This window comes from Methylobacterium sp. 092160098-2 (assembly GCF_028920805.1).
GTDB lineage: Bacteria > Pseudomonadota > Alphaproteobacteria > Rhizobiales > Beijerinckiaceae > Methylobacterium > Methylobacterium fujisawaense.
This window is the reverse complement of the sequence record NZ_JAQPZJ010000001.1, coordinates 3436923-3462215: the sequence shown is the minus strand read 5'-3', so window position 1 is coordinate 3462215 and position 25293 is coordinate 3436923. Positions and strand designations below refer to the sequence as shown.

The 25293-nt window shown below is 67.6% G+C and carries 25 protein-coding genes, 1 tRNA gene and 1 pseudogene; 19 read left to right on the top strand and 8 right to left on the bottom strand.

The annotated features are described in order from the left end of the window. Positions 1-47: 47 nt before the first annotated feature. From PQI07_RS16270 to PQI07_RS16240, 7 genes are all read left to right on the top strand, one after another. The gene (locus PQI07_RS16270) at positions 48-401 is read left to right on the top strand and encodes a hypothetical protein (protein ID WP_274926983.1); all 354 of its coding nucleotides are present in this window, start codon (positions 48-50) and stop codon (positions 399-401) included. Next, on the top strand, positions 398-655 hold the full coding sequence (locus tag PQI07_RS16265) for a helix-turn-helix domain-containing protein (protein ID WP_274926982.1): 258 nt from the start codon (positions 398-400) through the stop codon (positions 653-655). Before PQI07_RS16270 ends, PQI07_RS16265 begins: the two co-directional genes overlap by 4 nt. Continuing rightward, positions 652-858 carry a hypothetical protein gene (locus tag PQI07_RS16260; protein ID WP_274926981.1) on the top strand — a complete coding sequence of 69 codons (207 nt, stop codon included), beginning with the start codon at positions 652-654 and terminating at the stop codon, positions 856-858. Before PQI07_RS16265 ends, PQI07_RS16260 begins: the two co-directional genes overlap by 4 nt. Next, a complete protein-coding gene (locus PQI07_RS16255; RefSeq protein WP_274926980.1) occupies positions 855-1382 on the top strand; it encodes a hypothetical protein in 528 nt (175 codons plus the stop codon). The genes PQI07_RS16260 and PQI07_RS16255 overlap by 4 nt, the downstream gene beginning before the upstream one ends. Positions 1383-1396: 14 nt before the next feature. Next, a complete protein-coding gene (locus PQI07_RS16250; RefSeq protein ID WP_274926979.1) occupies positions 1397-1924 on the top strand; it encodes a hypothetical protein in 528 nt (175 codons plus the stop codon). Beyond that, a complete protein-coding gene (locus tag PQI07_RS16245; protein ID WP_274926978.1) occupies positions 1914-2756 on the top strand; it encodes an HIRAN domain-containing protein in 843 nt (280 codons plus the stop codon). Before PQI07_RS16250 ends, PQI07_RS16245 begins: the two co-directional genes overlap by 11 nt. Before the next feature lie 295 nt (positions 2757-3051). Beyond that, entirely contained in the window at positions 3052-3411 is a 360-nt protein-coding gene (locus PQI07_RS16240) for a hypothetical protein (protein WP_274926977.1), read from the top strand. Here PQI07_RS16240 and PQI07_RS16235 read toward each other — a convergent pair. Both PQI07_RS16235 and PQI07_RS16230 read right to left on the bottom strand, forming a co-directional pair. Further along, positions 3389-3934 (bottom strand): metallophosphoesterase family protein, encoded by a 546-nt coding sequence (locus PQI07_RS16235; protein WP_274926976.1) that lies wholly within the window; start codon positions 3932-3934, stop codon positions 3389-3391. The two genes, PQI07_RS16240 and PQI07_RS16235, sit on opposite strands and share 23 nt — an antisense overlap. A gap of 142 nt (positions 3935-4076) precedes the next feature. Further along, positions 4077-5534: a tyrosine-type recombinase/integrase gene (locus PQI07_RS16230; protein WP_274926975.1), complete on the bottom strand. Its 1458-nt coding sequence runs from the start codon at positions 5532-5534 to the stop codon at positions 4077-4079. Positions 5535-5664: 130 nt separating this feature from the next. Between PQI07_RS16230 and PQI07_RS16225 the strand changes: the two genes are divergently transcribed. Then, positions 5665-5742: transfer RNA gene (locus tag PQI07_RS16225), tRNA-Gly, on the top strand. An 855-nt stretch (positions 5743-6597) separates the two neighbouring features. Here PQI07_RS16225 and PQI07_RS16220 read toward each other — a convergent pair. Beyond that, positions 6598-6717 (bottom strand): annotated as a pseudogene (locus PQI07_RS16220) (IS3 family transposase); the annotation flags it as partial. A gap of 93 nt (positions 6718-6810) precedes the next feature. Further along, positions 6811-8250, bottom strand: coding sequence for an aminotransferase-like domain-containing protein (locus tag PQI07_RS16215; protein WP_179696936.1), 1440 nt, complete (start codon positions 8248-8250; stop codon positions 6811-6813). Between the two features lie 356 nt (positions 8251-8606). Here PQI07_RS16215 and PQI07_RS16210 point away from each other — a divergent pair, with 356 nt between their 5' ends. From PQI07_RS16210 to PQI07_RS16170, 9 genes are all read left to right on the top strand, one after another. Continuing rightward, a complete protein-coding gene (locus tag PQI07_RS16210) occupies positions 8607-9089 on the top strand; it encodes an MSMEG_0572/Sll0783 family nitrogen starvation response protein (protein ID WP_012317268.1) in 483 nt (160 codons plus the stop codon). A gap of 82 nt (positions 9090-9171) precedes the next feature. Further along, positions 9172-10248 carry a Nit6803 family nitrilase gene (locus tag PQI07_RS16205; RefSeq protein WP_274926974.1) on the top strand — a complete coding sequence of 359 codons (1077 nt, stop codon included), beginning with the start codon at positions 9172-9174 and terminating at the stop codon, positions 10246-10248. After that, positions 10202-11305 carry an MSMEG_0568 family radical SAM protein gene (locus PQI07_RS16200; RefSeq protein WP_043758590.1) on the top strand — a complete coding sequence of 368 codons (1104 nt, stop codon included), beginning with the start codon at positions 10202-10204 and terminating at the stop codon, positions 11303-11305. Before PQI07_RS16205 ends, PQI07_RS16200 begins: the two co-directional genes overlap by 47 nt. Then, a complete protein-coding gene (locus tag PQI07_RS16195; protein WP_111473721.1) occupies positions 11302-11847 on the top strand; it encodes an MSMEG_0567/Sll0786 family nitrogen starvation N-acetyltransferase in 546 nt (181 codons plus the stop codon). Before PQI07_RS16200 ends, PQI07_RS16195 begins: the two co-directional genes overlap by 4 nt. After that, the gene (locus tag PQI07_RS16190) at positions 11847-12842 is read left to right on the top strand and encodes a sll0787 family AIR synthase-like protein (protein WP_274926973.1); all 996 of its coding nucleotides are present in this window, start codon (positions 11847-11849) and stop codon (positions 12840-12842) included. The genes PQI07_RS16195 and PQI07_RS16190 overlap by 1 nt, the downstream gene beginning before the upstream one ends. Beyond that, the gene (locus tag PQI07_RS16185) at positions 12839-14014 is read left to right on the top strand and encodes an MSMEG_0565 family glycosyltransferase (protein ID WP_274926972.1); all 1176 of its coding nucleotides are present in this window, start codon (positions 12839-12841) and stop codon (positions 14012-14014) included. The genes PQI07_RS16190 and PQI07_RS16185 overlap by 4 nt, the downstream gene beginning before the upstream one ends. Continuing rightward, complete coding sequence (locus PQI07_RS16180) at positions 14007-14288, top strand: MSMEG_0570 family nitrogen starvation response protein (protein WP_274926971.1); 282 nt, start codon at positions 14007-14009, stop codon at positions 14286-14288. Before PQI07_RS16185 ends, PQI07_RS16180 begins: the two co-directional genes overlap by 8 nt. 37 nt (positions 14289-14325) lie before the next feature. Beyond that, positions 14326-15594 carry an MSMEG_0569 family flavin-dependent oxidoreductase gene (locus PQI07_RS16175; RefSeq protein WP_274926970.1) on the top strand — a complete coding sequence of 423 codons (1269 nt, stop codon included), beginning with the start codon at positions 14326-14328 and terminating at the stop codon, positions 15592-15594. A gap of 400 nt (positions 15595-15994) precedes the next feature. Continuing rightward, entirely contained in the window at positions 15995-17008 is a 1014-nt protein-coding gene (locus PQI07_RS16170; protein WP_446720980.1) for a SphA family protein, read from the top strand. Positions 17009-17475: 467 nt separating this feature from the next. Here PQI07_RS16170 and PQI07_RS16165 read toward each other — a convergent pair whose 3' ends face one another. Further along, complete coding sequence (locus PQI07_RS16165; protein WP_274926968.1) at positions 17476-20007, bottom strand: arylsulfatase; 2532 nt, start codon at positions 20005-20007, stop codon at positions 17476-17478. Then, the gene (locus tag PQI07_RS16160; protein ID WP_053610063.1) at positions 20004-21011 is read right to left on the bottom strand and encodes a formylglycine-generating enzyme family protein; all 1008 of its coding nucleotides are present in this window, start codon (positions 21009-21011) and stop codon (positions 20004-20006) included. The genes PQI07_RS16165 and PQI07_RS16160 overlap by 4 nt, the downstream gene beginning before the upstream one ends. Before the next feature lie 456 nt (positions 21012-21467). Between PQI07_RS16160 and PQI07_RS16155 the strand changes: the two genes are divergently transcribed. Both PQI07_RS16155 and PQI07_RS16150 read left to right on the top strand, forming a co-directional pair. After that, entirely contained in the window at positions 21468-22103 is a 636-nt protein-coding gene (locus PQI07_RS16155) for a DUF938 domain-containing protein (RefSeq protein ID WP_043347239.1), read from the top strand. Next, entirely contained in the window at positions 22100-22828 is a 729-nt protein-coding gene (locus tag PQI07_RS16150) for an SDR family NAD(P)-dependent oxidoreductase (protein WP_043758599.1), read from the top strand. Before PQI07_RS16155 ends, PQI07_RS16150 begins: the two co-directional genes overlap by 4 nt. Before the next feature lie 253 nt (positions 22829-23081). Here PQI07_RS16150 and PQI07_RS16145 read toward each other — a convergent pair whose 3' ends face one another. Together PQI07_RS16145 and PQI07_RS16140 are read right to left on the bottom strand one after the other, a co-directional pair. Then, a complete protein-coding gene (locus tag PQI07_RS16145) occupies positions 23082-24512 on the bottom strand; it encodes an 8'-apo-carotenoid 13,14-cleaving dioxygenase (protein WP_043758600.1) in 1431 nt (476 codons plus the stop codon). Between the two features lie 99 nt (positions 24513-24611). Next, positions 24612-25247, bottom strand: a complete 636-nt coding sequence (locus PQI07_RS16140; protein WP_274926966.1) for an NAD(P)-dependent oxidoreductase — start codon at positions 25245-25247, stop codon at positions 24612-24614. Positions 25248-25293 lie beyond the last annotated feature (46 nt).

Below are 25293 nucleotides of genomic sequence, written 5' to 3'. Positions count from 1 at the left end.
TCAAACACCGGGGCACGCGGCTGTCGCGCGCGGATTCGGAGACTGTCATGAGGCGGCGGGACGAGGTCGGATGCGGCCTGAAATTCGCGGACGTGAGGGGCGTCGTTGCGTCGACCATCGGGGTCGATGCTGTCGCGCGCCGGCTCGGAGTGTCGCGCAATACGGCGCGCAAATACTCGCGGTTCGCCGGCGTCCGTATCCGGCCGGCGACGGCGCGGCACGTGTGGAGCCAGCGCGTCACGGACGCCGACGTCGAGGGCGCGATCCGGGGGCCGCTCTCACTCCGTGCCGCGGCCGCCGCGCTCGGCGTGACGTCGCCTTCGCTCCTCGCCCGCGCCCGTTACATCGGCCTGCCGACGGATCCCGCCGGCCGCGCCGCCCTGCGGGGGGCCTGCTCGTGAGCTGGCACCCCGACGAATCGGGCGACGCCGCGGCCCTCACGCGCGAGGAAGCCGCCCGGGTCGTTGCGCCGGAGACGGTGCTCGACGAGCTCCGCGCCGCCATCGCGCGTCAGGGCTCCGCCGCCGGCTGGGCTCGCCGCCACGGCGTTGGTCCCGGCTATCTCGCGGATGTCCTCTCCGGCCGCCGGCCGCCGGGTACGCGGATCCTGCAAGCCCTCGGCATCGGCCGCGCCTACGTGCGGGGGTGCCTGTGAGCGCCGCCTCCTCCGCGCGGGACGCCGCCGTGCTGGCCGAGTTGCGCGCCATGGGCGGCCTCGGAGCTCTGCCTATGACCGTCGCGCCCCGCATCGGCGAGACGGTCGGCCGCGTCAGCGACAGCCTCCAGCGCCTGCGCCGCGCCGGCCTCGTCCGGTTCAGCGCGCCCTACTGGACCGCCAACGAGGAGCCCCGCCCGTGAGCTACCACCTCCTCAAAGGCCTCGATGGCCTGACCGGCGCCGCGCTGCGTCAGCGCCTCATCGAGGCACGCGCCGCGGCGCTGGCGTCCGTTGCCGGCGACGAGAGCGACCCGATGCATGCCCTCGTCGCCGGCATCGAGGGCCACGTCGTCCGCGCGATGCGCGACGGCGTGCATGCCCTGGTCCACGCCATGAACCCGCCCGCTCCGGAGAAGCCCGCCCCGGTGGCGCCCCGGCCCGCAGCCCCAGCGCCGCGCCCGCCTATCCGCCGCGTACCAGCTCCCGCCGCCGCGCCCATCCCGGTCGCACCGCCGGCGCTTCGCCCTCCGACACCGGGACCCGGCCGGCTTGGCGCGCTCAGGAAGGCGCCGCCGGCGGACGAGGGACCGCCCGAGCCCCCGGAGCCCGCGGAGCGTCCGGCCCCGGCGCGGCCGCCCATCCCCCGCGCGCGGCCGCTGCCCAGGCAGACGGAGAGCAAGCGGCCGCCCGCGATCGATCCCGCCGACGACGACATCCCGTGGTGACAAGGAGAACCCCAATGAGGCTCACAGAACGCCAGGCCCGCATCAAGCTGGCCGCGGCCGTCGACGCCGTCGGCGGCCAGACCGAGTTCGCGAGGCGGTTGGGCCACCCCTCGTCGAGAGGTGCTCAGAGCATGGTGTCCCGCGCGGTCCTCGGCCGCCGGCCCATCTCGGCCCCCATCCTGGCCGTCCTCGGCCTGCGACGGGACGAGTGCGGCGACATTCACACCGTGGAGCCGCCCGCCCGCATCGAGTTCCTCGCCGACCGGGCAGAGGGCGATGCCGGCGACGAGCGCGGCCGCGCTCGTCGCCGGCATCCTCGGTTCCAGAGCCTGAACCCACAGCCCCCGGCGCCGGGCGAGTGGCGCCGCATCCGGCACGAGCCGAAGCTGCGCAAACCCGAGGCCCGGGCAGTCGTGCGCGGCGCCTGCAAGGCGGTGTCGACGTCCGAGCTCGGGCGGCCGGTCGAGCCGGTGGGCAGCCACCTGCGCGAGCTCGCCCACGCCATCGACGGCATGGACCAGGAGGACGGCGATGGGCGCTGAGTTCCAGGCCGTCTCCCCCGACCTCCTGCCCGATCTGACGGGCCTCGCCGACACCGACGCCGGCGTCGAGATCGAGGCCCTGCGGCGGGGCGAGCCGTGGATCGATTCGTCCATCGCCGGCCTGCAGTTTTACGACTACGCGGGCATCGACGAGCTGACGGGCGCGCCCCTGATCCCGGCGGCCGGCGACCGCCTGTCCCTCGTGCGGGAGCCGGAGAACTCCCACGACCAGAACGCCATCGAGGTGTGGTGGCGGAACGGCATCAGGCTCGGGCTCCTGCCCCGGCAAGTGGCGACCGAGGTGGCCGGGCCGCTCGATGCCGGCGTCGCGCTGCGGGCGTACGTGGCGCACGGCGGGAACGGCGAGGCCTGGTCCGCCCGGGCCCTGCTCGTCGGCCCGGCGGCCGAGGCCTTCCATGGTCGGTACATCCAGCACGTCGTGGATGCCGCGTTCTGGCGGTGGGAGGACGAGGAGCGGGCTCGTCACGTCCGCGAGGACCGGCCGTCCCGGGAGCGGGCGCAGGCCTTCGCCCGAGAGCAGGGGGACCGGCGAAGGGATCGCCTGCAGCAGGCGGTCAACACGTTCGCCATGCTCCCCATCGAGATCGAGCCGCCGCCCGTCGGTGCGGTCCGCGAGGTATTCGCGATCCAGGACGCGCTGGGCTGCTTGCGTTCGACTGCGTTCCGGCTCGCCCGCGCCGCCGGCGTCGAGTCCCGGCTGCATCACCGCGGCTGGTATTGCGACACCGCCACCGTCGAGTTCACGCCCGAACTTATCACGGCGATGCGGGCGTGGGCGGCCGCGCCCCGGACGCGGTACTCCCTGCGGTGACCCACGGACCTGGGCGCGGGCAAAAACCAGCGCCCAGGTCCGCTTAACGAAGGATTCAGAGGATCCGGGTATAACAGGATCAGTCTCCGAGGCGACGGCTCTACAAGTATTCATGTAGTAGTCCGATCAACACTCACTCCACTGAATGTCGCCAATACCGGCGCCGGTTGGAGACCGTAAGATGGAGCCCTGTGTAAACACCCCCGACCTGTTTCACGGCCGTACTCGCACCCAGACGGCCGCGCTGCACCCGCCGCCCCTCCGGTACACTGCCGTCAGGCACGCGCGAGCCATCGTGCCTCCCGAATACCGGGACGATGCCGAGGGGACGGGCGGCCCGTACACAATCCGCCGGATCCAGTACGGGGAAAATCCCCTATCTCTGGATGTCACGCCGAAGGATCCCCACGAGATCCTGCAGGTGTGGGAGATCCTGGATCCGCGCGACCCGGACTATTGCTGCGGCGTCCTGCTCAAGCGCAGGAACCCACGCACAGGACGGATCGCATGGTGCGGCTGGGACGGCGTCTACGAGCACTCAGACGAGCGCCTCGGATACGCGATCTGGGAGATCGCATATCACAGCCGGCGGCATGGACGCTCGTCGACCGGCTGGCGGAGTGATCGGTTTCCTAACCCGCCGCCGGAGTTCTGAGCCCTACCGGAACCGTATCGCTCGCCGCCATCCGTCCGCGGATCTCGGCGAGCGACACCGGCCGGTACTCCCAGCAGTCCACGCCCACATCCAGGGACTTGGTATCTCCCGGCAGCGTCCCGTGCGAGTGCCCGTAGAGGTGCAGGTCGCCCCGGTGCAGCCTCGGCCATGTCCTGTGCGCGTAGTGCGAGAGCCAGATCCCAGTGCCCTCGACGACGACCTGACCGACATCCCGGATGCTGGCCCACGGCAGGCCCGCGTCGCGGTCGTGGTTGCCCCGCACGAGGTGCTTGACCCCGTGCAGCCGGTCGAAGATCGCCCGCTCGCGGCGCGGGTGGCACTTGTAGCTGAAGTCCCCCAAGTGCCAGACCGTGTCACCCGGCGCGACCACCGCGTTCCAGTTGGCGATCAGCGCCTCGTCGTGCGCCTCGATGGAGGCGAACTGGGCGCGCGGCGTCCCGAAGGTGGGGTCGACGATCCGGGTGTGGCCGAAGTGCGTGTCGGCGGTGAACCATGTGGCCATCGAGGCCTCCTATGCGAGGAGACCGGCGCGCGCAGCGTCACGTCCTCCTAGTATCGGGGAAGGGCGGCGGTCGCGCGTTTCATGGCTGAATCTCCGGATCGAATCTTGAGCCTAGCACAGGCGGGTTAAGCGATCCCTGAGCTCAGCCCATGCGGGCCTGCTCGTAGGCATCGAGGACCGCCCTGCACCAGACCTCCATCCCCTCGGCCTTGAGATCGAGGCGCTGGCTGTGGACGTAGTGCCGGAGCGTGATCGCCTCCGCGAGCTCGCGCTCCGCCTGCTCGCCCCGGGCGGCCGCCGGCTTGTGGGCCAGGATGGCGGATCCCGCCCCGCCCAGCCGCTCCAGATCCAGATAGGTGCCAAGGGTCCGGCGCACGTCGTGGGGCGTCCACGGCCGGATTCCTGCGGCTCCCAAGAGGTCGTCCTCGGGGCGCAGGACCGCCATCCCGTCACGCCCCGCCTTGGGCTTGCCGCGCAGCCGGTCGAACCATTGGGTCATGCCGACAGGGGTCGCGCTCTTGCCGGGCACCCGGCTCGGAAACAGGAACCGGCTCGTCGGGTCCGCACCCTGCCGGGCGATGGCGGCGACGGCCTCGGGCGGGACCGGGATCCCGTGGGGGCGGCTCCCCTTCATGGCGCTGCCCGGCCAGGTCCAGATCTGCCAGCCCGGCCGCCCTTCCCATGCGACAACGTTCGCCCGCAGCGTGCCCGTCAGGGCCCCGGCGCGCTGGCCCGTGAGCACCAGGGCCCACAGCGCCGCCAGCATCCCCGGGGAGACCTCCTTGGCCGTGCCGCCCAGCGCCTTGTGCCGCTCCGCGATTACGAGGGTCCGGGCGAGCTCGTCGAGCCGGGGCGTGTGCGTCCGCGGCGTCGACGTCCAGTCCATGCTGAGCCGCTCCCGCCACCAGGGGAACTCGACCCGGCCGAGCCCGGCCCGAGGGGCGTGGTGCTGCCAGGCCCAGTCCATCGCGCCCTTAATCGCTTCGACCGTATCCGCGGCCGCGCTGGGCGCCCCCGACTTGGAGATGCGGTCCCGGACACCCACCAGGTCATCGAGGGTCACGAGCGAGACCAGCCGGTTCGCCAGCGCGCCGTCGGCGGACCGGCGGAGGTGCCGCTCGTACTGCGCCGCCCACCGCGGCCGGAGCTTCGGGAGCTTCGCCGCCAGGTGCTCGTCGACGAGGTCCCGCCACTGCCAGGGGCCGCGGCGCCGGCGCTCCTCGTCCGTAGGGACGGCGATCTCCTCGGGGAAGGCCGCGTCCATCGCGTCGGCGACCGTCGCGCCCGACCGCAGCGCGTGGCCGAGGATGGCGATGTCCTGCCGGGGATCCGCCCCGTCCCTCAGCGCCAGGCGGGCGCGCGTCGCGGCCTCCCGGGCGGCCGCCGGCGTCAGCTCGTCGCCGGCGCCGAGCCGGACCGTCGAGACCCTCGACTTGTACAGCCAGGTCACGGCGAGCGGCGTGGTCCGGAGGATCAGCCCCGGGCAGCCGACGTCGGCATGGTCGATGCCCCGCCCGGGCACCTTGCCGGCGGCGACGAGGGCGGCCGCCCGCCTCACGTGCTCGCCCGTCAGCTTCGACCGTTCCCTCGCGTACGCCATGCCGCCGCCGACCGTGGATGTGATACCACTGCGATACCACGTCGGCCGGGCATGCCGGGTCAACCCGCGTGGCTACGCAGGGCACCGGAATTCTTTGGCGTGAGAGGGGTTTGTGCGGCTGTGGTTAAGGGCGGCCGCGGCGCCCCAGGCGATTCGTGTCAGCTTCCCAAGCTGAATGTCGTCGGTTCGATCCCGATCGCCCGCTCCAAAGATTTTTTCACTTGTCCAAGGTATCAGGCAGCATCGTCGTTCGCTGCTCATCAGCCGGCGACTGTTCTCTTACAACGATTGGACAATAGACCCAGCCTCTTCAGTGCGGCATTTCGTCTGGGGTAGCTGCTAATGTTCGGCGGCGGCAAGGCACGTCCCGCGAAGGAATAACCATCGTCCGATGGGCCTGAGGGACCACCGGGCTCAAAGGAGCCGCGCGAGGGCCGTGGCTGATCGTCTGACCGGACGCGAGGCTGCAGCAATCCCCTCCCCTCAACTGCCAGCCCGTTCCTTCAAAGCATTCGGTCATCCTGACTTCGTACCTTCGTTCGTTCCGCGGGAAGGCTGGCGCCATTGTTTCGAGCCGGAAGTAGGAAAGCTAGCCCGGAAGGTTCCGCACGCCGGAGAATGGGACGGCAGGCCTTCCTGCCGGAACGAAGGCTTGGTTGAAAGTCGAGACGACCAAGTCAGTTCTTAGATCTTATTCGCGACGCCGATTGTTTATCGATACGAACGAAGTACAGCGACCAGATTTTTATCGCGCTCGTGGGCCGATGTCGGCAATAGGGGATCTTTTGGATCACCTGCCGCCTATCCGAAAGATGATGGTCAGTTTCGATCGACCATCAACTCCGTATTTCCTGACCAGGTGCGCTGGACTGTCAGCGTCGGGCGGAACAAGTTCGGCAAGCCTATCATCGTCCGGGTGATCGCGCCAGCGATGCTTGCTGAGCGCGACGTCGAAGCAAGCCGGATCCCGGAAAGCCGATGGCGCACACCCATCGGCGCTCGACGAGGGCCGCAGCCGGTTTCTTGAGACGCCTCACTCCTTGCGCCAGCGGTTATCACTCTACGCGGAGATCTCCATCTCCTTGCTCGCCGGCACCAAGCTCTTGCCTGGGACTGTCCGAACCTCGATCTGGCGCAGCTTCAGCACCATCTGCTGCGCGCTCGTCTTCTGGCCTCGCCGCATGTCCGACTCCTCCGGTCCTGGCCGATCCCCTCAATCAGCCCGGCCCAAAGCCGGCCGGTCAGGTCACTTCGACCTGTGCGCGGCTCGGACGGGTCAGATATAGGCGGAGGCCAGGGCCGGCGAGCCTTCGAGCGCGTGGGCGAGCACTTCCAATCCGTGCGTGATCTGCTGCCGGGTCGAGGGGCCGCCGAGACAGAGACGCACCGCCTCCGGCGGCGTCCCCGCGATGCAAAACGGGTCGCTGCCGATGACGCCGAGCCCGGCCGACCGACCTTGGCTGGCGAAGGCCGAGCGCGTCCAGCCCTCCGGCAGCGTGATCCAAACGTGGAAGGCATGCGGGTCGGCAGTATAGGTCCCGGCTGGAAGCATCGCGGCCGCGATGCGCTGGCGCGCGGCCGATTCCTCGCGAACGAACTGGACGATGGCCTCCGCCGTGCCATCCATGATCCAGCGCGTCGCCAAGGCCGTCGCGATCGGCGAGGCCATCACGGTCGCGGCTCGGAGTGCGCCACCGAGCGGCAGGGCGGAACGGGCGCTCGGGGCGACCAGGAAGGCGAGGCGAAGTCCAGCGCCCAGGCACTTGGCGAGACCCGCCACGTAGTAGGTGATCTCCGGAGCAAGCTCCGCAAAACTCGGTGGCGGAGTCGGGCAGATGCGCGCGTAGGCGTCGTCCTCGATGATGGTGACGGCGTATCGCCGCGCAACCGCGATAATGGCCTCGCGCCGCGCCCTGGGCAGGGTCGCGGTGGTGGGGTTCTGCAGCAACGGATTCAGGTAGATGGCCTTCGGTGCGACTTTGGTGCAGGCGGCGGCAAAAGCATCCGGGTCGACCCCGAATCGGTCCATGGGCAGATCGACGAGGCGCAACCGCAAATGCGCGGCGAGCGCGCGGATGCCCGGATAGGTGATCCGCTCCGCGCAGATCGTATCGCCCGCCTGGGCGACCTGACCCAGTATGCTGGACAGGGCGCTGTGCGCACCGGGGCAGATCAGCAGACGCTCCCGGGGCGGGACGATTCCGCGGCCTTTCAGCCAGCGCAGAGCCGCTTCCTTATCCTCCTCGGTGCCGCCGAAGCCCTGGTAGCGCAGCAGGCTGGTGAGATCGCCGGACAGGTCCACGAACGCGGCTTGCATGCGGGCTTGCAGGGCCGGCGCGTCGGGCTCTGGGGGCAGGTTCATGGTGAAGTCGACCGGCCCGATCCGACGCGCTGCCGCCGCACCGCTCGAACGGGGCGGACGCGCCGGATCGATCACGAAGGTCCCCTGGCCGACGCGCCCCTCGATCAGCCCGCGCTTGTGGGCCTCGACGTAGCCGCGCGAAATCGTCGTGAAGTTCAGGTCGAGCGCCTCGGCGAGTGCGCGCTGGGTCGGGAGGCGCGTCCCCGCCGTCAGACGCCCGGTCCGGATGTCATCGGCCAACGCCTCTGCAATGGCGAGGTAACGAGGCTTACCCCACCGCTTCAGATCCGGCACCCAGAGTCCGACCCCACCCGTCTGCGGGTTGGGTCGTGCGTCTCGCTCCGGCGAAGTCATGCGTGGCGGCCCAGATCATGATGCGATCAATGCGTGATTGTATGGCTAGCAATAGCCATACCGCGGCCATACCTCGAACATTCCCTGGGTGATTTCCATACAATCCATATAATCGCAGATCCGCGAATGCGCACGCGTTGGCGATTTTTTGTCCACGTCCCGCCCATCTGGTAGGCCCCGGATACAGATCCAGCGAACCTAAGCCGTGATTATTGATCGCATTATTGTATGAATATAACACCCGCGCTTTGTATGGCCCATTGATCGAAGCCCTCTGGCACACCGCTTGCCATGAATGGACTGCGACCGCTCGAAGATCAGTCTGCCGCGGTTCAATCCATCGAGGAGAACGATCAATGCCTGCTGTGAACCGCGAGCCTCACAAGAAGGGCGATGTCCTGGTCGATTACGAGGAGAAGGTCTTCGAGGACGTCAAAGCCGAGCCGGGCCAGAAGGCGCTTGTCACCTTCCACACCGTCGCGTTCGAGGGCTCCATCGGCCTCGTCAACCTGCTTCAGGCGACGCGCCTGCAGCGCAAGGGCTTCGAGACGTCCATCCTTCTCTACGGCCCGGGCATTACGCTGGGCGTCCAGCGCGGCTTCCCGAGGCTCGGCGACGAGGCCTTTCCAGGTCACCTCAACTTCAACAACCAGCTTGAGAAGTTCATGGCCGAGGGCGGCAAGGTCTATGCCTGCCGGTTCTCGACCCAGGCGCTCTACGGACACGGCGAGGCCGCCTTCATCGAAGGCATCCGCATGATCAATCCCCTCGACGTCCTCGACTGCATCCTCCTGCACAAGCGCGACAACGCCGTGATCATCGACACCTGGACCGTCTGACCGGGCCCTCGGCCCCCAATCCGGGACGTCGCATCCGGCGGCCATGCGGGACGTGGCCGCCGTCACAGCCGGAGGTTCAACCATGTCAGAGAACCGGATCGTGCGGGCCGCCGCCGTCCAGATCGCGCCGGATCTCGACCGGCCGGAGGGGACCCTGGAGCGGGTGCTGAACGCCATCGATGAGGCCGCCGCGAAGGGCGCGCGCTTCATGGTCTTCCCCGAGACCTTCGTGCCCTACTACCCCTACTTCTCCTTCGTGCTGCCGCCCGCGCTGCAGGGCGCCGAGCACCTCCGCCTCTACGAGCGCGCGGTGGCCGTGCCGGGACCCGTGACGCAGGCCGTCTCGGCCGCCGCGCGCCGCCACGGCGCCGTGATCGTGCTGGGGGTCAACGAGCGCGACCACGGCTCGCTCTACAACGCGCAGCTGATTTTCGATGCGGACGGCACGCTGAAGCTCAAGCGCCGCAAGATCACCCCGACCTACCACGAGCGCATGATCTGGGGTCAGGGCGACGGCGCCGGGCTCACCGTGGTCGAGACGGCGGTCGGCCGCGTCGGCGCGCTGGCGTGCTGGGAGCACTACAACCCCCTCGCCCGCTACGCCCTCATGGCGCGCCACGAGGAAATCCACGCGGCGCAGTTCCCGGGCTCGCTCGTGGGCCAGATCTTCGCCGATCAGATGGAGGTGACGATCCGCCACCACGCGCTGGAGGCGGCCTGCTTCGTGGTCAACGCCACCGGCTGGCTCACCGACGCGCAGGTGGCGCAGGTGTGCCCGGACGAGCGCCTGCGCGGCGCCTGCCGGGGAGGCAACTGCACCGCCATCGTCTCGCCGGAGGGCAAGCACCTCGCGGATCCCCTCGGGCCCGGCGAAGGCATCCTCGTCGCCGACATGGACCTCGCGCTGGTGACCAAGCGCAAGCGGATGATGGACGCGGTCGGCCACTACGCGAGGCCCGAACTCCTCAGCCTCCTCCACGACGACCGGCCGGCCTCGTTCGTGCACCAGCCGATCCATTCCCAGACCGATTTCCGGAGCCTCGACCATGAGCCGTTCTCCGCTTCCGACGAGCCGTCCCGCGTGTCCGCCGGTGGTAGCGGGACTGGTCGGGATGCCGACGGAGCGGCTGATCAACGCGTTGCAGTCCTACGGCGTTAGGCTCGCCGACACCCGCGCCGGGGCGCCGAGCCGTCGGGGCGGGGCCGGACCGTCGGACCACAAGGCCATGACCATCGCGGGCCGCACCGTGATGGTGCCGGTCCACACCGAGGCCGCCTTCGACTCGCCCTTCCTGGTCCGTCACCCGGACGCCAACGGGGTCTCGGCGATCGAGCATGACGGCGTGGTGATCGGGCAGGCGACCTTCCCGGGCAAGCCGCGCTTCTACGCGCTCTCGACCCTCGACGGCGTGCCTTACGCGAAGATCGCCGTTCTGCACGGGCGGGACGTGCTCGCCACCACCGTGCTCCAGACCTGTATCCGCTACGCCAGTCGCACGAAGACCTGCCAGTTCTGCTCCATCGGCCAGTCCCTCGCCGCCGGTCGCACCGTCGCGCACAAGACGCCCGAACAGCTCGCCGAGGTCGCCCGCGCGGCCGTGCTCCTCGACGGCGTCAAGCACATGGTCATGACCACAGGCACCCCGAACGCGACCGACCGGGGCGCCGCCGTCCTCTGCGCGAGCGCCTTCGCCGTCAAAGCCGCGGTCGACCTGCCGATCCAGGCGCAGTGCGAGCCGCCGGATGACGACCGCTGGTTCGAGCGCATGAAGGCCTCGGGCATCGATGCCCTCGGCATGCACCTGGAGGCGGTCACGCCCGAGGTCCGGGCCCGGATCATGCCCGGCAAGGCGAGCGTGCCACTGGAGCGGTACTATACGGCCTTCGAGGCGGCCGTTCCGGTCTTCGGGCGGGGCCAGGTCTCGACCTACATCCTGGCCGGCCTCGGCGACGCGCCGGAGGCGATCCTGGAGATGGCCGAGCGCCTCATTGGGATGGGCGTCTACCCGTTCGTGGTGCCGTTCGTGCCGATCTCCGGCACGCCGCTGGAGAGCCACCCGGCGCCCGGCCCCGAATTCATGCACGGCATCCTCAAACCCCTCGCGGACATGCTGGTCGGCGCGAATCTCCGCGCGACCGACATCAAGGCCGGCTGCGGTCGCTGCGGCGCCTGCTCGGCGCTTTCCACCTACGAGCGCGCGGGGGCGACCTCATGATCCTCGAACCCGTACCGCCGTACTGGCCAAGCCACTTCCGCATCAAGTTCGCCACGAGTGCGTGGGAGCGGCGCGCCTGCGCGGCGCTGCGCCGCCAAGTCTTCTGCGCGGAGCAGCGCATCTTCACCGAAGACGACCGGGACGCCGTCGACGCGCACGCCATCCCGATCTGTGCCCTCTCGACGCTCGGCGGCGACGCCGATGCCGTCGTCGGCACCGTTCGCATCCACCACGGATCGGAGCGTCCCGGCGAGTGGTGGGGCTCGCGCCTGGCCGTCGCCGGACCGTTCCGCGGCACCGCCGCGCTGGGCGCCGGGCTCATCCAGGTCGCGGTCGCCTCGGCCCATGCGCGGGGCTGCACGCGGTTCCTGGCCCATGTGCAGGACCGGAACGTCCCGTTGTTCCGGGCCCTGCACTGGACGAGCCTCGAGGAAGTCGCCTTGCACGGGCGAGCCCATCACCTGATGCAGGCGGACCTCGCGGCCTACCCGCCGATGCACGATCCGGAGCACGGGCTCGTCACGTTCCGCAAGGCCGCGTGATGACGGCGGGCTTCGACCTCCAGGCCCTGGCCGGCCAGATCCGTGACGCGCGCGGCGTCGCCCATAAGCGCGACATCGATGCCGTGGTCGCGCGGCTCGGCCTGACCAGCCGGCGCGCCGCGGTGCCGGTCGGTGACGATTGTGCCGCCATACCGGATGGCGACGGCCATCTGCTGTTCGCCATCGAAGGCTTCCTCGACAGCTTCGTCGCGGCCGATCCGTATTTCGCCGGCTATTGCGGCGTCATGGTCAACCTCAGCGACATCGCCGCCATGGGTGGGCGGCCGCTCGCCGTGGTCGACGCGCTGTGGAGCCGGGATGCCGCGGCGGCGGACCCGATCCTGGCAGGCCTGTCCGCCGCTGCCACGCTCTACGGGGTCCCGATCGTCGGCGGTCACACCAACACGCGCGCCCAGGCGAGCAACCTGGCGGTCGCCGTGCTCGGCCGGGCCGGGCCGCGTTTGCTCACGAGCTTCGACGCGGCGCCCGGCGACGACCTCGTCGCGGCGATCGACCTGCGCGGACGCTTCCGCGAACCCTACCCGTACTGGGACGCCTCGACCGGCACGGCGGGCGAGCGCCTGCGCGGTGATCTCGCGTTGCTGCCGGGCCTCGCGGAGGACGGGTTCTGCCGGGCGGCCAAGGACATTAGCATGGCGGGCGTCGTCGGCACCGCCCTGATGCTGCTGGAATGCTCGAAGGTCGGCGGTGTCATCGACCTCGACGCGATCCCGCGGCCTGCGGATATACCGCTCGCCCGCTGGCTCAACGCCTTTCCGAGCTTCGGCTACCTCCTGAGCGTTCGCCCTGAGCGCACGGCCGCCGTGTGCGCGCGGTTCGCCGAGCGGAACATCGCGGTCGCCAGGGTGGGTCAGCTCGATGCAAGCTGGGTCGCCCGGGTGCGCGATGCCTCCGGCGGAGAAGCCGTCGTGTGGGACTTCGCGGTCGGCCCGCTGATCGGCTGCGGCCATGACGATTTGGATGCCGTCCGATGACGGCCCTGCGCATCGCCGTCCTGACGCATTCCACGAATCCACGGGGCGGGGTCGCGCATTGCCTCGCCCTGGCCGAGGCCCTGTGTGCGCTCGGGCATGAGGCCGTGGTCCACGCGCCCGATCCGTCCGGGCGCGGCTTCTTTCGCCCTGCCGCCTGCCCGATGGTCTCAGTGGCGGCAAAGCCGGTCGCCGGCACGACGGTCGACCTCGTCCGGGCTCGGATCGACGATTACCTGCGCCACTTCGCGTCCCCCGCCGCCTGTGACTTCGACGTCTTTCACGCCCATTGCGGCATCGGCGGCAATGCCCTCGCGACGCTCAAGCACCGCCGCTTGATCCCCGGCTTCGTGCGCACGGTCCATCACCTCGACAGCTTCTCCGACCCGGTGCTGGCGGATTGGCAGGATCGCTCGATTCGTGAGGCCACGCGCCTGCTCTGCGTCAGCCGCGCCTGGGCGGATCGGATCGCGGGCGATCTCGGTACGGAGATCCCCGTCGTCGGGAACGGGGTGGACCTGTCGATCTACCGAGCGATGCCGACCGAAGCCGACGCGATCGTGCGGGCGCGCTGGGGCATCGGTGGCGGGCCGATCGTCCTGAGCGTCGGCGGATTCGAAGAGCGCAAGAACACCGCCGGCATCATCGAGGCCTTCGCGCTCCTGCGCAGACGCCACCCGCAGGCGCAGCTCGTGGTCGTGGGCGGCGCATCGCTCCTCGATCATGCGTCCTACGGCGCCCGCTGCCGCGCCGCGCTCAGCGCCCACGGACTTGTGGTCGGGCGCGGCGAGGCAGTCATCGAAACCGGGCCGGTCTTTCAGGCGGAGATGCCGGCCTTCTATCGGACGGCGGACGTTCTCGCCTTTCCCTCCTGGACGGAGGGCTTCGGCCTCTGCGTGCTGGAGGCGATGGCCTGCGGCCTTCCGGCGATCGTCTCCCGCCGGCCGCCCTTCACCGAGTATCTCCGGAGCGACGACGCCCTCTTCGTCGATCCTGGCGATCCCCGGGACATCGCCGACGCCATGACGGCCGCCCTGGCCCCGATGACCCGCGCCGGCCTGCACGCTGCCGGGTCGGCCCGGGCCGCCACCCACTCCTGGCGCGCCTGCGCCGAGCGACACCTCGCGACCTACGCGGCCTGCGCCCGCGTCGAACGGGAGCCGATCCATGCCTGAGATGCATTTCCACATCCGCTGGCCCGATGGCCGGCGCGAGGCCTGCTACTCGCCCTCCCTCGTCGTGAAGGACTTCCTCGCCCCAGGCAAGAGCTATGCCCTCGACGACTTCGTTGAGAAGACCCGCACGGCCCTCAACATCGCGAGCGAGCGGGTGCGCGAGAAGTACGGCTTCGCCTGCTCGTCGGCGATGGCCCAACTCGCCCGGATCGAGGCCGCGGCGAGGCGGCAGGCCCCGGGCGGCCTCGTCACGGTCGAGACCTTCCAGCCTTGAACCAGAGCGTCCTTGGGAACATCCCGGAGTCAGAGCCATGACGTCCACGTCCCGTCACGTCCCTGTCGCCATCGTCGGTGGCGGCCAAGCCGGCCTCTCGGTCAGCTACCACCTGAAGCAGCGCGGCATCGAGCACCTCGTGTTCGAGAAGGAATCCGCGGCGCATACATGGTCCTCGCAGCGCTGGGACACGTTCTGCCTGGTCACGCCGAACTGGCAGTGTGACCTGCCGGGGCACCCCTACGATGGGCCGGATCCTCACGGGTTCATGAAGAAGGACGAGATCGTCGCCTACCTGAAGGGCTTCGTCGCCAAGGTGAACCCGCCGATCCGCGAGGGTGTCGCAGTCACACGGGTCGAACGCCGCGAAGATGGTCTTTTCTCGGTCCGGACCTCGGACGGCGACTACACGGCGAGCGAGGTCGTGGTCGCGTCGGGCGGATATCATACGCCGATCATTCCGCGCATGGCCGAGAAGCTGCCGGATTCGGTCACGCAGATCCACTCGAACCAGTACCGCAACCCGGCGCAACTGCCCGCGGGCGCGGTTCTGGTGGTCGGCTCGGGTCAATCCGGCGCCCAGATCGCCGAAGACCTTCATCTCGCCGGCCGCACGGTCCATCTCGCGGTCGGCGACGCGCCGCGCTGCGCCCGGTTCTACCGGGGCCGCGACGTCGTCACGTGGCTCGCCGACATGGGCTACTACGAGATGACGGTCGACAACCACCCGCTGCGCGACGGCGTCCGCGACAACACCAACCACTACGTGACCGGCCGCGACGGCGGGCGCGACATCGACCTGCGCCGCTTCGCCCGCGAGGGCATGAAGCTCTACGGCGCGTTGGACGACTACCACGACGGTACGCTGCGCTTCCGCGACAACCTCAAGCGCTCACTCGACGGGGCAGACCGGACGTACAACGGCATCAACGCGGCCATCGACAAGTACATCGCCGAGAACGACATCCAGGCTCCGGTTCAGGAGCCCTACACTTCCGTTTGGGAGCCGGGCGAGCCCGTCACCGGCCTTATCCTTGCGGGCTCCGGCATCACGTCGATCATCTGGTGCATCGGCTTCACGCCGGATTTCCGGTGGCTCGATGCGTCCGTCTTCAACGGTGCAGGAAGCCCCAAGCACAAGCGCGGGGTGACGAAGGAGGACGGTGTCTACTTCATCGGCCTGCCCTGGCTGCACACCTGGGGCTCGGGCCGCTTCGGCGCGGTCGGCCGCGATGCCGAGTTCGTCGCGCAAGCCATCCAGAAGCGCCTCGGTACCGAGCGGTTCGCTCTGAAATTCGCCGTGTAGCCATCCACCCCATCCGCTTTCCGACAGTCGGTGCGATGACGCGCGGACATTGCTGCATCCCGGCTTTTAAGTCTTAGTCGCGCTACTTCCAGAGATTCGTCTTGAAATCGCCAGGGCCGGGATTCGCGTAGGCGGCTCGAAGGAAAGACGTTCACGTCAGTCGATGCCTGTGTTCCTGCAAACGAAGCATCCTGGCCCGATCGGCCACCCGGAGCCGAATCGCGCACATCGGGCGATCATTTTATATCGACCTGCGGGATGATAGATTTTGCATCCGTCTCTCCCCAGGAAAATAAATAATTTCGCGACGAGCGCGCCGCCAGAATCCTAGCTTGGCCATTGCCACTGTATTCGATTTGTGAGACGCTTCAGCAACGTCGAATATACCGAGGGCGTTGCGATGCGCAGGGCTTGGCGAATATTTTATTTGGCCATCGCCTGCGCCGCGGGGCTCGTTGCTGCGCCGGATGCACAGGCGGCGGAATATGCGCAAGGCATCTACGTTCTCGGCAACCGCGGCCCCCTCGCGGGGGTGACACCGCCGCCGGGCTTCTACTTCGAGAGCGAGACTTACTACTATTCCGGCAACTTCGGCGGAAACCGCCTCTTCCAGGGCGGCGGCGTCGTCGCCGCCAACATCAAGAACGACACGAGCGCGAACTTCGTAACGCCGATCTGGGTCACGCCGTTCGAGATCCTGGGCGGCAATCTCGGCTTTTCCATCACTATTCCGTTCGGCACACCCAATGTCAGTGCCGGGGCCGTCCTCGCCTCGCCGCGCATCGACCGTATCATTGCCGGCCGCGAGCGGGACGCCAACTTTACCGTCGGCGACATCTATCTCGCCTCGTTCGTAGGCTGGCATTCCGGCAACTTCCACTGGAGCGGCACGCTCCTCGGCGTCGTCCCGTCCGGCAGTTTCGAGAACGGCCAGCTCTCCAATATCGCGCTCAATCGCCCGGCGATCGATCTCAGCGCCGCGCTCACTTACCTCGATCCGCTTCTTGGCTACGAGTTCTCGGTCGTGCCGGGCATCACATTCAATTGGATCAATCCAGCGACGCAATACCTCACTGGCACGGAGTTCCATCTGGAATGGTCGGCTTCGAAGTACTTGAGCAAGGAACTGTCGGTCGGTCTCGTTGGCTACTATTACAACCAGCTCACCGGCGACAGCGGTTCGGGCGACAGGATCGGCTCGTTCAAAGGTCGTGTCACGTCACTCGGTGCCCAGATTGGCTACACCTTCAAGCTGGGCGAAATCCCGGTCTCGACGAATGTGCGCTTCTTCCGCGAGTTCGATGTCAAGAACCGCTTCGCCGGCACGGCAACGTATCTGACAATCTCTGCGCCACTCTGGGTCGCTCCGGCACAGCAGCTGGCGGACCATAAGCCGCTCGTGACGAAGCTCTGACGTCGGTTACGGATTATCTCTGCCCAAGAACGCGGCCACACGGGCTAGCCTCACATCCGAGGTCGATTTGGCCAAGTGGGACGGTGAGGGGTCAGACACCGGGCGTCGTCATCGGCCGATGGGGTGAACGCGGATGTGCGGTGCAGATCGGCTTGTTCTCCAAGCATGCAGTCTGCTTGGCGCCTCCCGGACCGCGCCAGAACACGACCGGCGACAAGCCAAAGCTGCGTGGACGCCTGCAGCCTACGGACTTCCCGCGCGGGAGCAGCGTGCATCGCTGGCCACTGCGCTGAAGGACAACGTCCCTGAACGCCGATCGCAGCCCGGCCTATATCTGCGCCGATCGCCTCCAGGGAGGAATGACTCATGCCCTGCAAGGCCGCACCATTGGCTTTTTCAAGGGCGGGCAGATTGTGAGAAGGCCTGCAGCGCGTTTGATGCCGCCGCAGGCAGAGCTTGCAGATCGTTCATCCGCGCTTTTGCGCCTGCGATTGAAAATCGCGGAGCGCTTCAGGTGTCACGCTCGACTCCCCGAGATCCACAATGATCCGATTCAGCTTGCCGGTGAAGTTGAACGGAACCTGATAGTCAGAGTCATCGACAGGCGTACCGGTATCGAGACCGACATCCAGGGTTTCATCCCAGGCAAAGGTGAAGGGCAGCGTACGCGGCAGGGAACGCCGTGCCACTTCCTGGCCGTCGACGGAAAACGTACCCGACCCGCCTCGCGAGAACGGGCCGCCGTTCGCGTCCATCTGCCAGTCGAAGACAAGGGTGTGCCGACCGGGCAACAGCGCGACCGCGGCTTCCCATTTCGGTCGCTCCATGCCCAGCAGGTTCATTGTAAACACAGGCTTGCCCTCGCGCAGGTACAGGCCCCAGCCGGCAAAGCGGCCGCCTTGGGTAATCAGCATCCCGTTGGCCCCGCCCTGCGGCACCTCGATTTCGGCCGAAATTCGATATGAGCGATTGAGGATATTGGGCGCCGAATTCGCCTGAATGCCGAAGACCGGCGCTGTATAGATGAATTGCTTGCGGCCGGCGGCCGGGCCCGGTCGTGGCGTGATCATACCCGTGATCACCGAATTGTTTACAGGAAGCACTTGATAGCGGGTCGCTTCCACAAGCCAGAGCTCCTGCATGACACGCAGTCGCTCAGGCTCCTGTTTCGCAAGGTCGTTCAACTCTGTGGGATCCTGCGCGAGATTGTACAGCTCCCAATTGTAGCCGTTGATCGCATCATCGGGAACCGGGGCGCCCGGATTCCACGGCGTGGCTATGGGTGTCGTGCACGCGACCCATCCGTCGTGGTAGATCGCGCGGTTGCCGAAGATTTCGAAATACTGGGTCTTGCGATGGGACGGCGCATCCGCGTTGGGCTTGTCCCAGGTGTACACAACACTGGTGCCTTCCACCGGCGCTTGTGCAATCCCGTTCACCATGGTGGGAGGTGGAATGCCGATCGCTTCGAGCAGCGTTGGCACAATATCAATCACGTGATGAAACTGCATTCGTATTCCGCCCTTATCGGCGATACGCTTTGGCCAGGAGATTGCCATACCATTGCGTGTGCCGCCGAAGTGCGACGCCACCTGTTTGGTCCAGCGATAAGGCGTATTGAATGCGAACGTCCATGGCACGGCCATGTGATTATAGGTGCGGTCGCTGCCCCAGGCCTCGATCAGCGGCAACTGCTGCTCGACCGTGAATGACTGAAGATTGAAATAGGCGACCTCATTCGGCGTGCCGTTCATGGAGCCTTCGGCACTGCTGCCGTTATCGCCGCTGATGTAGATGATCAGCGTATTGTCGAATTGTCCGAGATCTTCGACCGCCTGGATGACGCGGCCGATCTCGTGGTCGGTGTAGGCGAGATAGGCCGCATAGACCTCCACCTGCCGCGTGAAGAGCCTCTTCTCGTCGATCGTCAGGCTATTCCACCGCTTCAGGAAATCCGGCCACGGCGGCAATTGCGCGTTCGCCGGAATCACGCCCAGCGTCTTCTGATTGTCGAAGATCTGACGGGCAAGCGCTTCCCAACCGGCGTCGAACTTGCCCTTGAACGTCTCGATCCAGTCTTTCGGCGGCTGGTGCGGCGCGTGCGTGCCGCCTGGCGCGTAGTGGATGAACCAGGGACGGTTGGGCGTGACCGCCGCAAGCGTCCTGATGTGGCTGATGGCATCGTCGGCCATCGCGGTCCCGAGATTCCAATCCTTCCGTCCGACGTAAGGATGGATCGGTGTTGTGTTGCGGAAGAGGTTGCCCGGCTGCCATTGGCTCGTATCGCCGCCGACGAACCCGAAGAAATAGTCGAAGCCCATGCCGACAGGCCAATTGCCGAACGGGCCGACGGGATTGGCTTCCCACGCAGGGATATTGTGGTTCTTTCCGAACCAGGCGGTGGAATAACCGTTCAGACGCAGCGTCTGCGCCACCGTGGCTTTCTCCGGCGGAATAATCGAGTTGTATCCGGGAAAGCCCGAAGACATTTCCGAGATATTTCCGGTCCCTGCCGAGTGATGGTTGCGGCCCGTGAGCATGGCTGCACGCGTGGGCGAGCAAAGGGCCGTGGTGTGGAAGGCCGTGTATCGAAGACCGGCCGCAGCGATCTTGTCGAGCGCGGGGGTCGGGATGAGGCCGCCGAAGGTCGACGGCGCGCCGAAACCGACGTCGTCGGTCAGGATCAGAAGTACATTGGGCGCGCCCTCCGGGGCAGCAACCGCGGGCGGCCAAGCGGCAACGCTATCCTTTGCCGTCGGCATGATCGTGCCGCTGAATTGCGGCGTTGGCGTCGGCAATACACGGCTGCTCGGGAACTCGACGGCATTCGGCGCCCCTGGGCTTCCACGGAGCTGCGCGTGGACAGCGGTTCCTGTCACAGCCAGAGCGGCCGTTCCGGAGAGCAGGGCACGGCGGGTTGGACGGAACGTTGCGCCTTCGGGGGGCGTCGGCAAATCAATATTCGGCGCTGTCTCAGAGGGCTCGCTTTTCTTGATCATCGCAGTCCTCCCGCTGAGGCCGATCGCGTTCGACGCCCGGATCTGACGACGCAACGAAAGCCAAGATGGCTCGTCGAAGTGTCGACTGCCTCGGCATGTCGCGCCGCCGGACGGTAGCGTTGGCAGTAGTTTGGCGAGCACAAGTGTGAACCGCCCTTGATCACCTTCCGGGGAATGTTGATCTCCGGCTGACCAGGGTCGAAGCTGCCTTCCACGTATCCGCCGCGCGGATTCATCGGGATACAGCAAGCCTTGGGCGCATCGCCCTCATGCCTTGGCGCGTACCAGTCGGTCGTCCACTCCCAGACATTGCCGATCATGTCGTGCAGGCCGTAGCCGTTGGGCGGGAACGCGGTCACCGGCGAGGTGCGCTCGTAGCCGTCCAGGGCGAGATTCTCGTGCGGGAAGGCGCCTTGCCAGGTATTGGCCATGTGCCGGCCGCCCGGCGTGAGCTTGTCGCCCCAGGCGAACTCGGCCCCGTCGAGACCGCCGCGCGCGGCGTATTCCCACTCAGCCTCGGTCGGGAGGACCTTGCCCGCCCAGGCTGCGTAGGCATCAGCGTCAGCGTAGGCGACGTGCACCACCGGGTGATCGTCAAGGCCGGCGATCGAGGAGCCCGGCCCGTAGGGCCGCCGCCAATGCACGCCGAATCTAAAGCGCCACCACGCGCTCCAATCGTGCAGTTCGACCGCGCCCCTGGGCGGCTTGAACACGAGCGAGCCGGGCTTCAGCATGTGCGGCAACGCGCCGGGGTAATCCTTCGGGTCGGGCCGGCGCTCGGCCATCGTCACGTAGCCGGTGGCGCGCACGAAGGTCCGGAAATCGGCATTGGTCACCGGCGTCCGGTCGATCCAGAAGCCGTCTATGCAGACTCGATGGACCGGGGCCTCTTCCGGATAGTGCCGGTCCGAACCCATCCGGAACGTCCCTCCAGGCACAAACACCATGTCCGGCGAGGGATCTGATGACATGGCGAACCGGTGGAGGATGGGAGCTCTCGGCATCGCGCGCGCCTCAACGCGGACCAACGAGAATGCCTGCTGAAGGCGTGCAGCAACGTATCAAGTCTGCGCACGGCAGCTTGACCGAATGGGACAGGGGATCGGTTTCGGCTCGGAAGCGCACTGTCCCATCCGGCTAGATCTGATGGAAGTTTCCCTGAGCCTGCGTGCCACGGTCCGCACCCGTAGGCCGAGATACCGGATCTCCGGATACTCTTCGCTTCAGCCCCGATCGAAAGAGCCCCTTTCGACGGCCCGTTCAGGGGCGGCACAGGCCGATATGGGACGTCTGTCTAGCCCGCTGGGGCGCCCAAAAGCCGCCGTTCGGATCTCGGCCCAATCCGGCGGGCTGCCTCGTGTTACGATAGCAGTTTCGGGTGCCGCGCGTGATCGGCGGAGAACGGGCGCGCCGTTCGGGTAAGCCGTGCGGCCCTTACGGAAAGGCGCTAAAGGCGCTCCATGTCAGACGCTCTGTTTTCGCCGGCCGTGGCGCGCAACGCCAAACCCATCGTCGAAGTCCTGAAGCGCGTCATGCCGCCCGACGGCCTCGTTCTCGAGATCGCAAGCGGGTCTGGTGAGCACGCCGTTCACTTCGCCAATGCGATGCCCGCGCTCGATTGGCAGCCCAGCGATCCAGACGAAGCGGCGCGCCGCAGCATCGGCGCCCATGCGCGGGCCTCGGGCCTGGCCAACATTCGTTCGCCGCTCGCGATCGATGCGGCCCGTCCGCCATGGCCGGTGGCACGGGCCGATGCGCTCGTCGCGATCAACATGATCCATATCGCGCCCTGGGACGCCACCACCGGGTTGATGGCCGGCGCGGGCGCAACGCTTCCGGCGGGGGGCGTTCTCTATCTCTACGGTCCGTTCCGAGAGAATGGTGCCCACACCGCGCCGAGCAACACAGCGTTCGATGACAGCCTGCGAGCGAGGAACGCGTCCTGGGGTGTGCGTGACATCGAGGCCGTCGCGGCTGCCGCCGGGGCGCAGGGGCTACACCTTTTCGAGCGCGTCGCGATGCCGGCCAACAATCTGAGCCTGATCTTCCGTAAGACAGGCCAATCCCCTGCGCCTGTCCGGGAGGCATCGCTTTGACCTCATCGACCTCGACAAGCGCGGTCGTGATCGGCGCTTCCGGCGGCATCGGCCAAGCCCTGGTCTCCCGACTCGCCGCGAGTGAGGCCTATGCGCCGATCTTCGCGCTCTCCCGCTCGCAGCCGTCAGTCCCGCGTGGCGTCCGCACCCACTCGATCGACCTGGGCGACGAGGCATCGATCGCGACGGCCGCGGCCAAGGTCGGTGCGGCCGGATCAGCCGGTCTGATCATCGTCGCGACCGGCATCCTTCATCAGGAGGGCGTCTTGCCCGAGAAGGCGCTCAAGGTGCTCGATCCCGCCGCCATGGCCGCCGTCCTTTCAATCAACACGATCGGCCCTGCGCTCGTCGCCAAGCATTTCGTGCCGTTGCTGGCGCGGGAGGGACGGTGCGTGTTCGCGGCGTTGTCGGCGCGGGTCGGATCCATCGAAGATAATCGGCTCGGGGGCTGGTACGCCTATCGCGCCTCGAAGGCGGCTTTGAACCAGATCCTACGGACCCTCTCGATCGAGGTGGCCCGCAGCCGACCGGACGCAATCGTCGTCGGCCTGCATCCGGGCACAGTCGCCTCCAACCTGTCGCGGCCCTTCCGGCCCGACCCGAGTGCCGAGGGTGTCTTTCAGCCCGAAGAGAGTGCGGCTCATCTCCTGCGCGTGCTCGGCGACCTCGAAGTGAAGGATACCGGAGGCGTCTTCGCTTGGGACGGCACGCGTATCCCAGCCTAGGCGCGGCACCCGCTGACGCGCGTCATACGGTTTATCCCGGGGGGATCAGCAGACGCCGAAGTCTGGTCTTCGTGTTGCCAGCATATTCGCCTCCAGATTGTGCCCCTTTCGGTTTTGTGAGGCGAACTCCTTCGGACCCTGAAGCGGCCGGGGTCCCTCGGTTGTCGTCGGCACTGTCTCGTCTGGGGACATGGACGCCGGCTCGCGCCGTCGGTCGGACCTGCAAGCCTTGCCTGTGTGCGGCCTGTCCGGCTCAGGGCATCGGAAACCAGTTTCCGTGGAAACCTGGCGGGATCCGGTGCCCGAGCCGGACAATCGCCATGGGGGGCGCCTCGAACGAGCGAGCATCGAGGATCGCAAAGTCCGTCGTTTCATGCGCCGTGTCGATCACGAAGCCCATCAGCCAGCCTTCGTCCTCACCAGCACCTTCGCTTGCAGGCACGAAGACGAACTCGCCCGGGACGTGATGCTCGCCGAACGGGTGCACGCGGCGCTCACCCGTCTCAAGATCATGCTTGTAGAGCGTCGTCGCGCCGGCAAGCTGCGGATTGCCGTCTGCGGGTACGGACACCGTGTAGGCATACCGATATCTCTGCCCGAAGCGGCGCTCGTCGATGCGGGGAAACTCCTGCGCGGCTTGGTCGAGCACGCGACGCTCGACGCGTTGCGTCGTGGGGTCCAGGGTCCAGCGCTCAAGCCGACCCAGCGTGTCGAGTTCGCCGCCCTCCGAGGCGAACATCGTCGGATAGGCGATCACGTCGAGGATCACGCGCCCATCCTCACCGTCGAAGGCGTTGACGGCATGGAAGACGAAGCACGGCTCGACGTCGCACCACACGATGTCGGTGGCGCGCCCGTGCCGTGGAAGCAGCCCGACCCGGGCGCGGTGAGCGCTGTTCCAGCGGAACGGGAAGCGGTGGCCGGCGAGCACGGCCCGCATCGAGAAGGTGACGGGAAGGTCGAGCACGATCACGAAGCGTGCCGTGATCGCGCAGTCGTGGACGCAGGGACCGTGCTGGACCGCGATCGGTACGTCGCGGACCACCTTGCCGGCCGCCGAGACGACGACGTGGCGGATGGCGTCCCAGACACGCCCGTCATAGGCGATGGCGTGGGTCTCGCCAGTGATCGGATCGCGGTGCGGATGACCGGTGAAGGATCCGGCGAGCGTGCCCTCGAACGGATTGTAGCGTTGCGTCTCCAGGGTGTCGGAGAGTTCGACAGGGAAGCTGCCTGCTTCGACGACCGCGAAGGCGCGGCCCCCGATATCGACGACGTTGGTGTTGACGGTGTCGTTTGCGCCCCGACGCGGGCCGGGTGCGGCGGGCCGACCGAGGGCGGCGGCGGCCGTGCGCGAGCCGATCCACCGATTGCGGTACCACAAGGCTTTGCCATCCTTGATGGCGAGACCGTGCACCATGCCGTCGCCGAGAAACCAGTTGTGACCGCCCGACGCGGGCCGCACGGGGTTCGCGCCCATCTTGAGGTACCGACCGTCGAGCTGGGTCGGTATCGAGCCGATCACGGCGAGATCCTGCAGCGTCAGTTCCTCCCGCATCGGCTCGTGGATGCCGATCACGAAGGGGTTCGGAGTCTTTGGCAGCCGCGCCCGGTTGTAGGCAGCCACCAGTTCGACGCCGCCTTCGAGGACAGCGCGGACGGCGGATCGAATGGGATTTGGCATCGGGAGCAATCCCTTGGGTGCGTCATGGGCAGAGATGCCCTCATGTCGAGGGCGACCCGGCTCCGACGATGCGGAGCGGGTAAGTCTGCGACCTCCGGCCTACCGGACCAGGACGACGGCTTTCCGCTCGTGGGACGGATGGTCGATCTGGGCGACGATGTACCCTGCCACGTCGGCTCGAGAGATCAGGCCGTTTCGCCAGGACGCGGGCTCGGTCAGGACCTTGTAGCGGCCTGTCGCGGCGCCGGGCGTCAGGACGCCGGGCCTGACGAGCGTCCAATCGAGGCTGCTCCTGCGGATGCGCATCTCCTGCGCGTCCTTGTCGTCGTAGGCGCGTCCGAACATCAAACGGAATGGCAGTTGCTGGAGAAGTCCGATCGCATCCCGGCTGTCGCCCGCACCGAAACCGGTGACGGCGATCAGCCGTTTCACCCCGGCGGTCTCCATTGCGGGCACGAGAAGGTTGGTCGCTTCAGAGAACAAGCGGACGGGCCTGATGAGATCCCTGGTCGGTACGCCCAGCGCCTGCACCACGACATCCACGCCATCGAGGGCGGCGGCGACATCGGCCGCATTCACCGCGTCGCCCGTAAACCGTTCCAAGCTCGGATCCGACAGACCGATGCCGGCTGCGGACCGCGCGAAGGCGCGAACACGGTGCCCGGCCGCCAGAGCCGCCTTTGTGGTCTCCAGGCCGATGCCCTTGCTAGCGCCTATGACGAGAACATGTGCCATGCTTGGTTCCTCACCACCGTGGTGTTCGACAAGACCGCATGGCGGG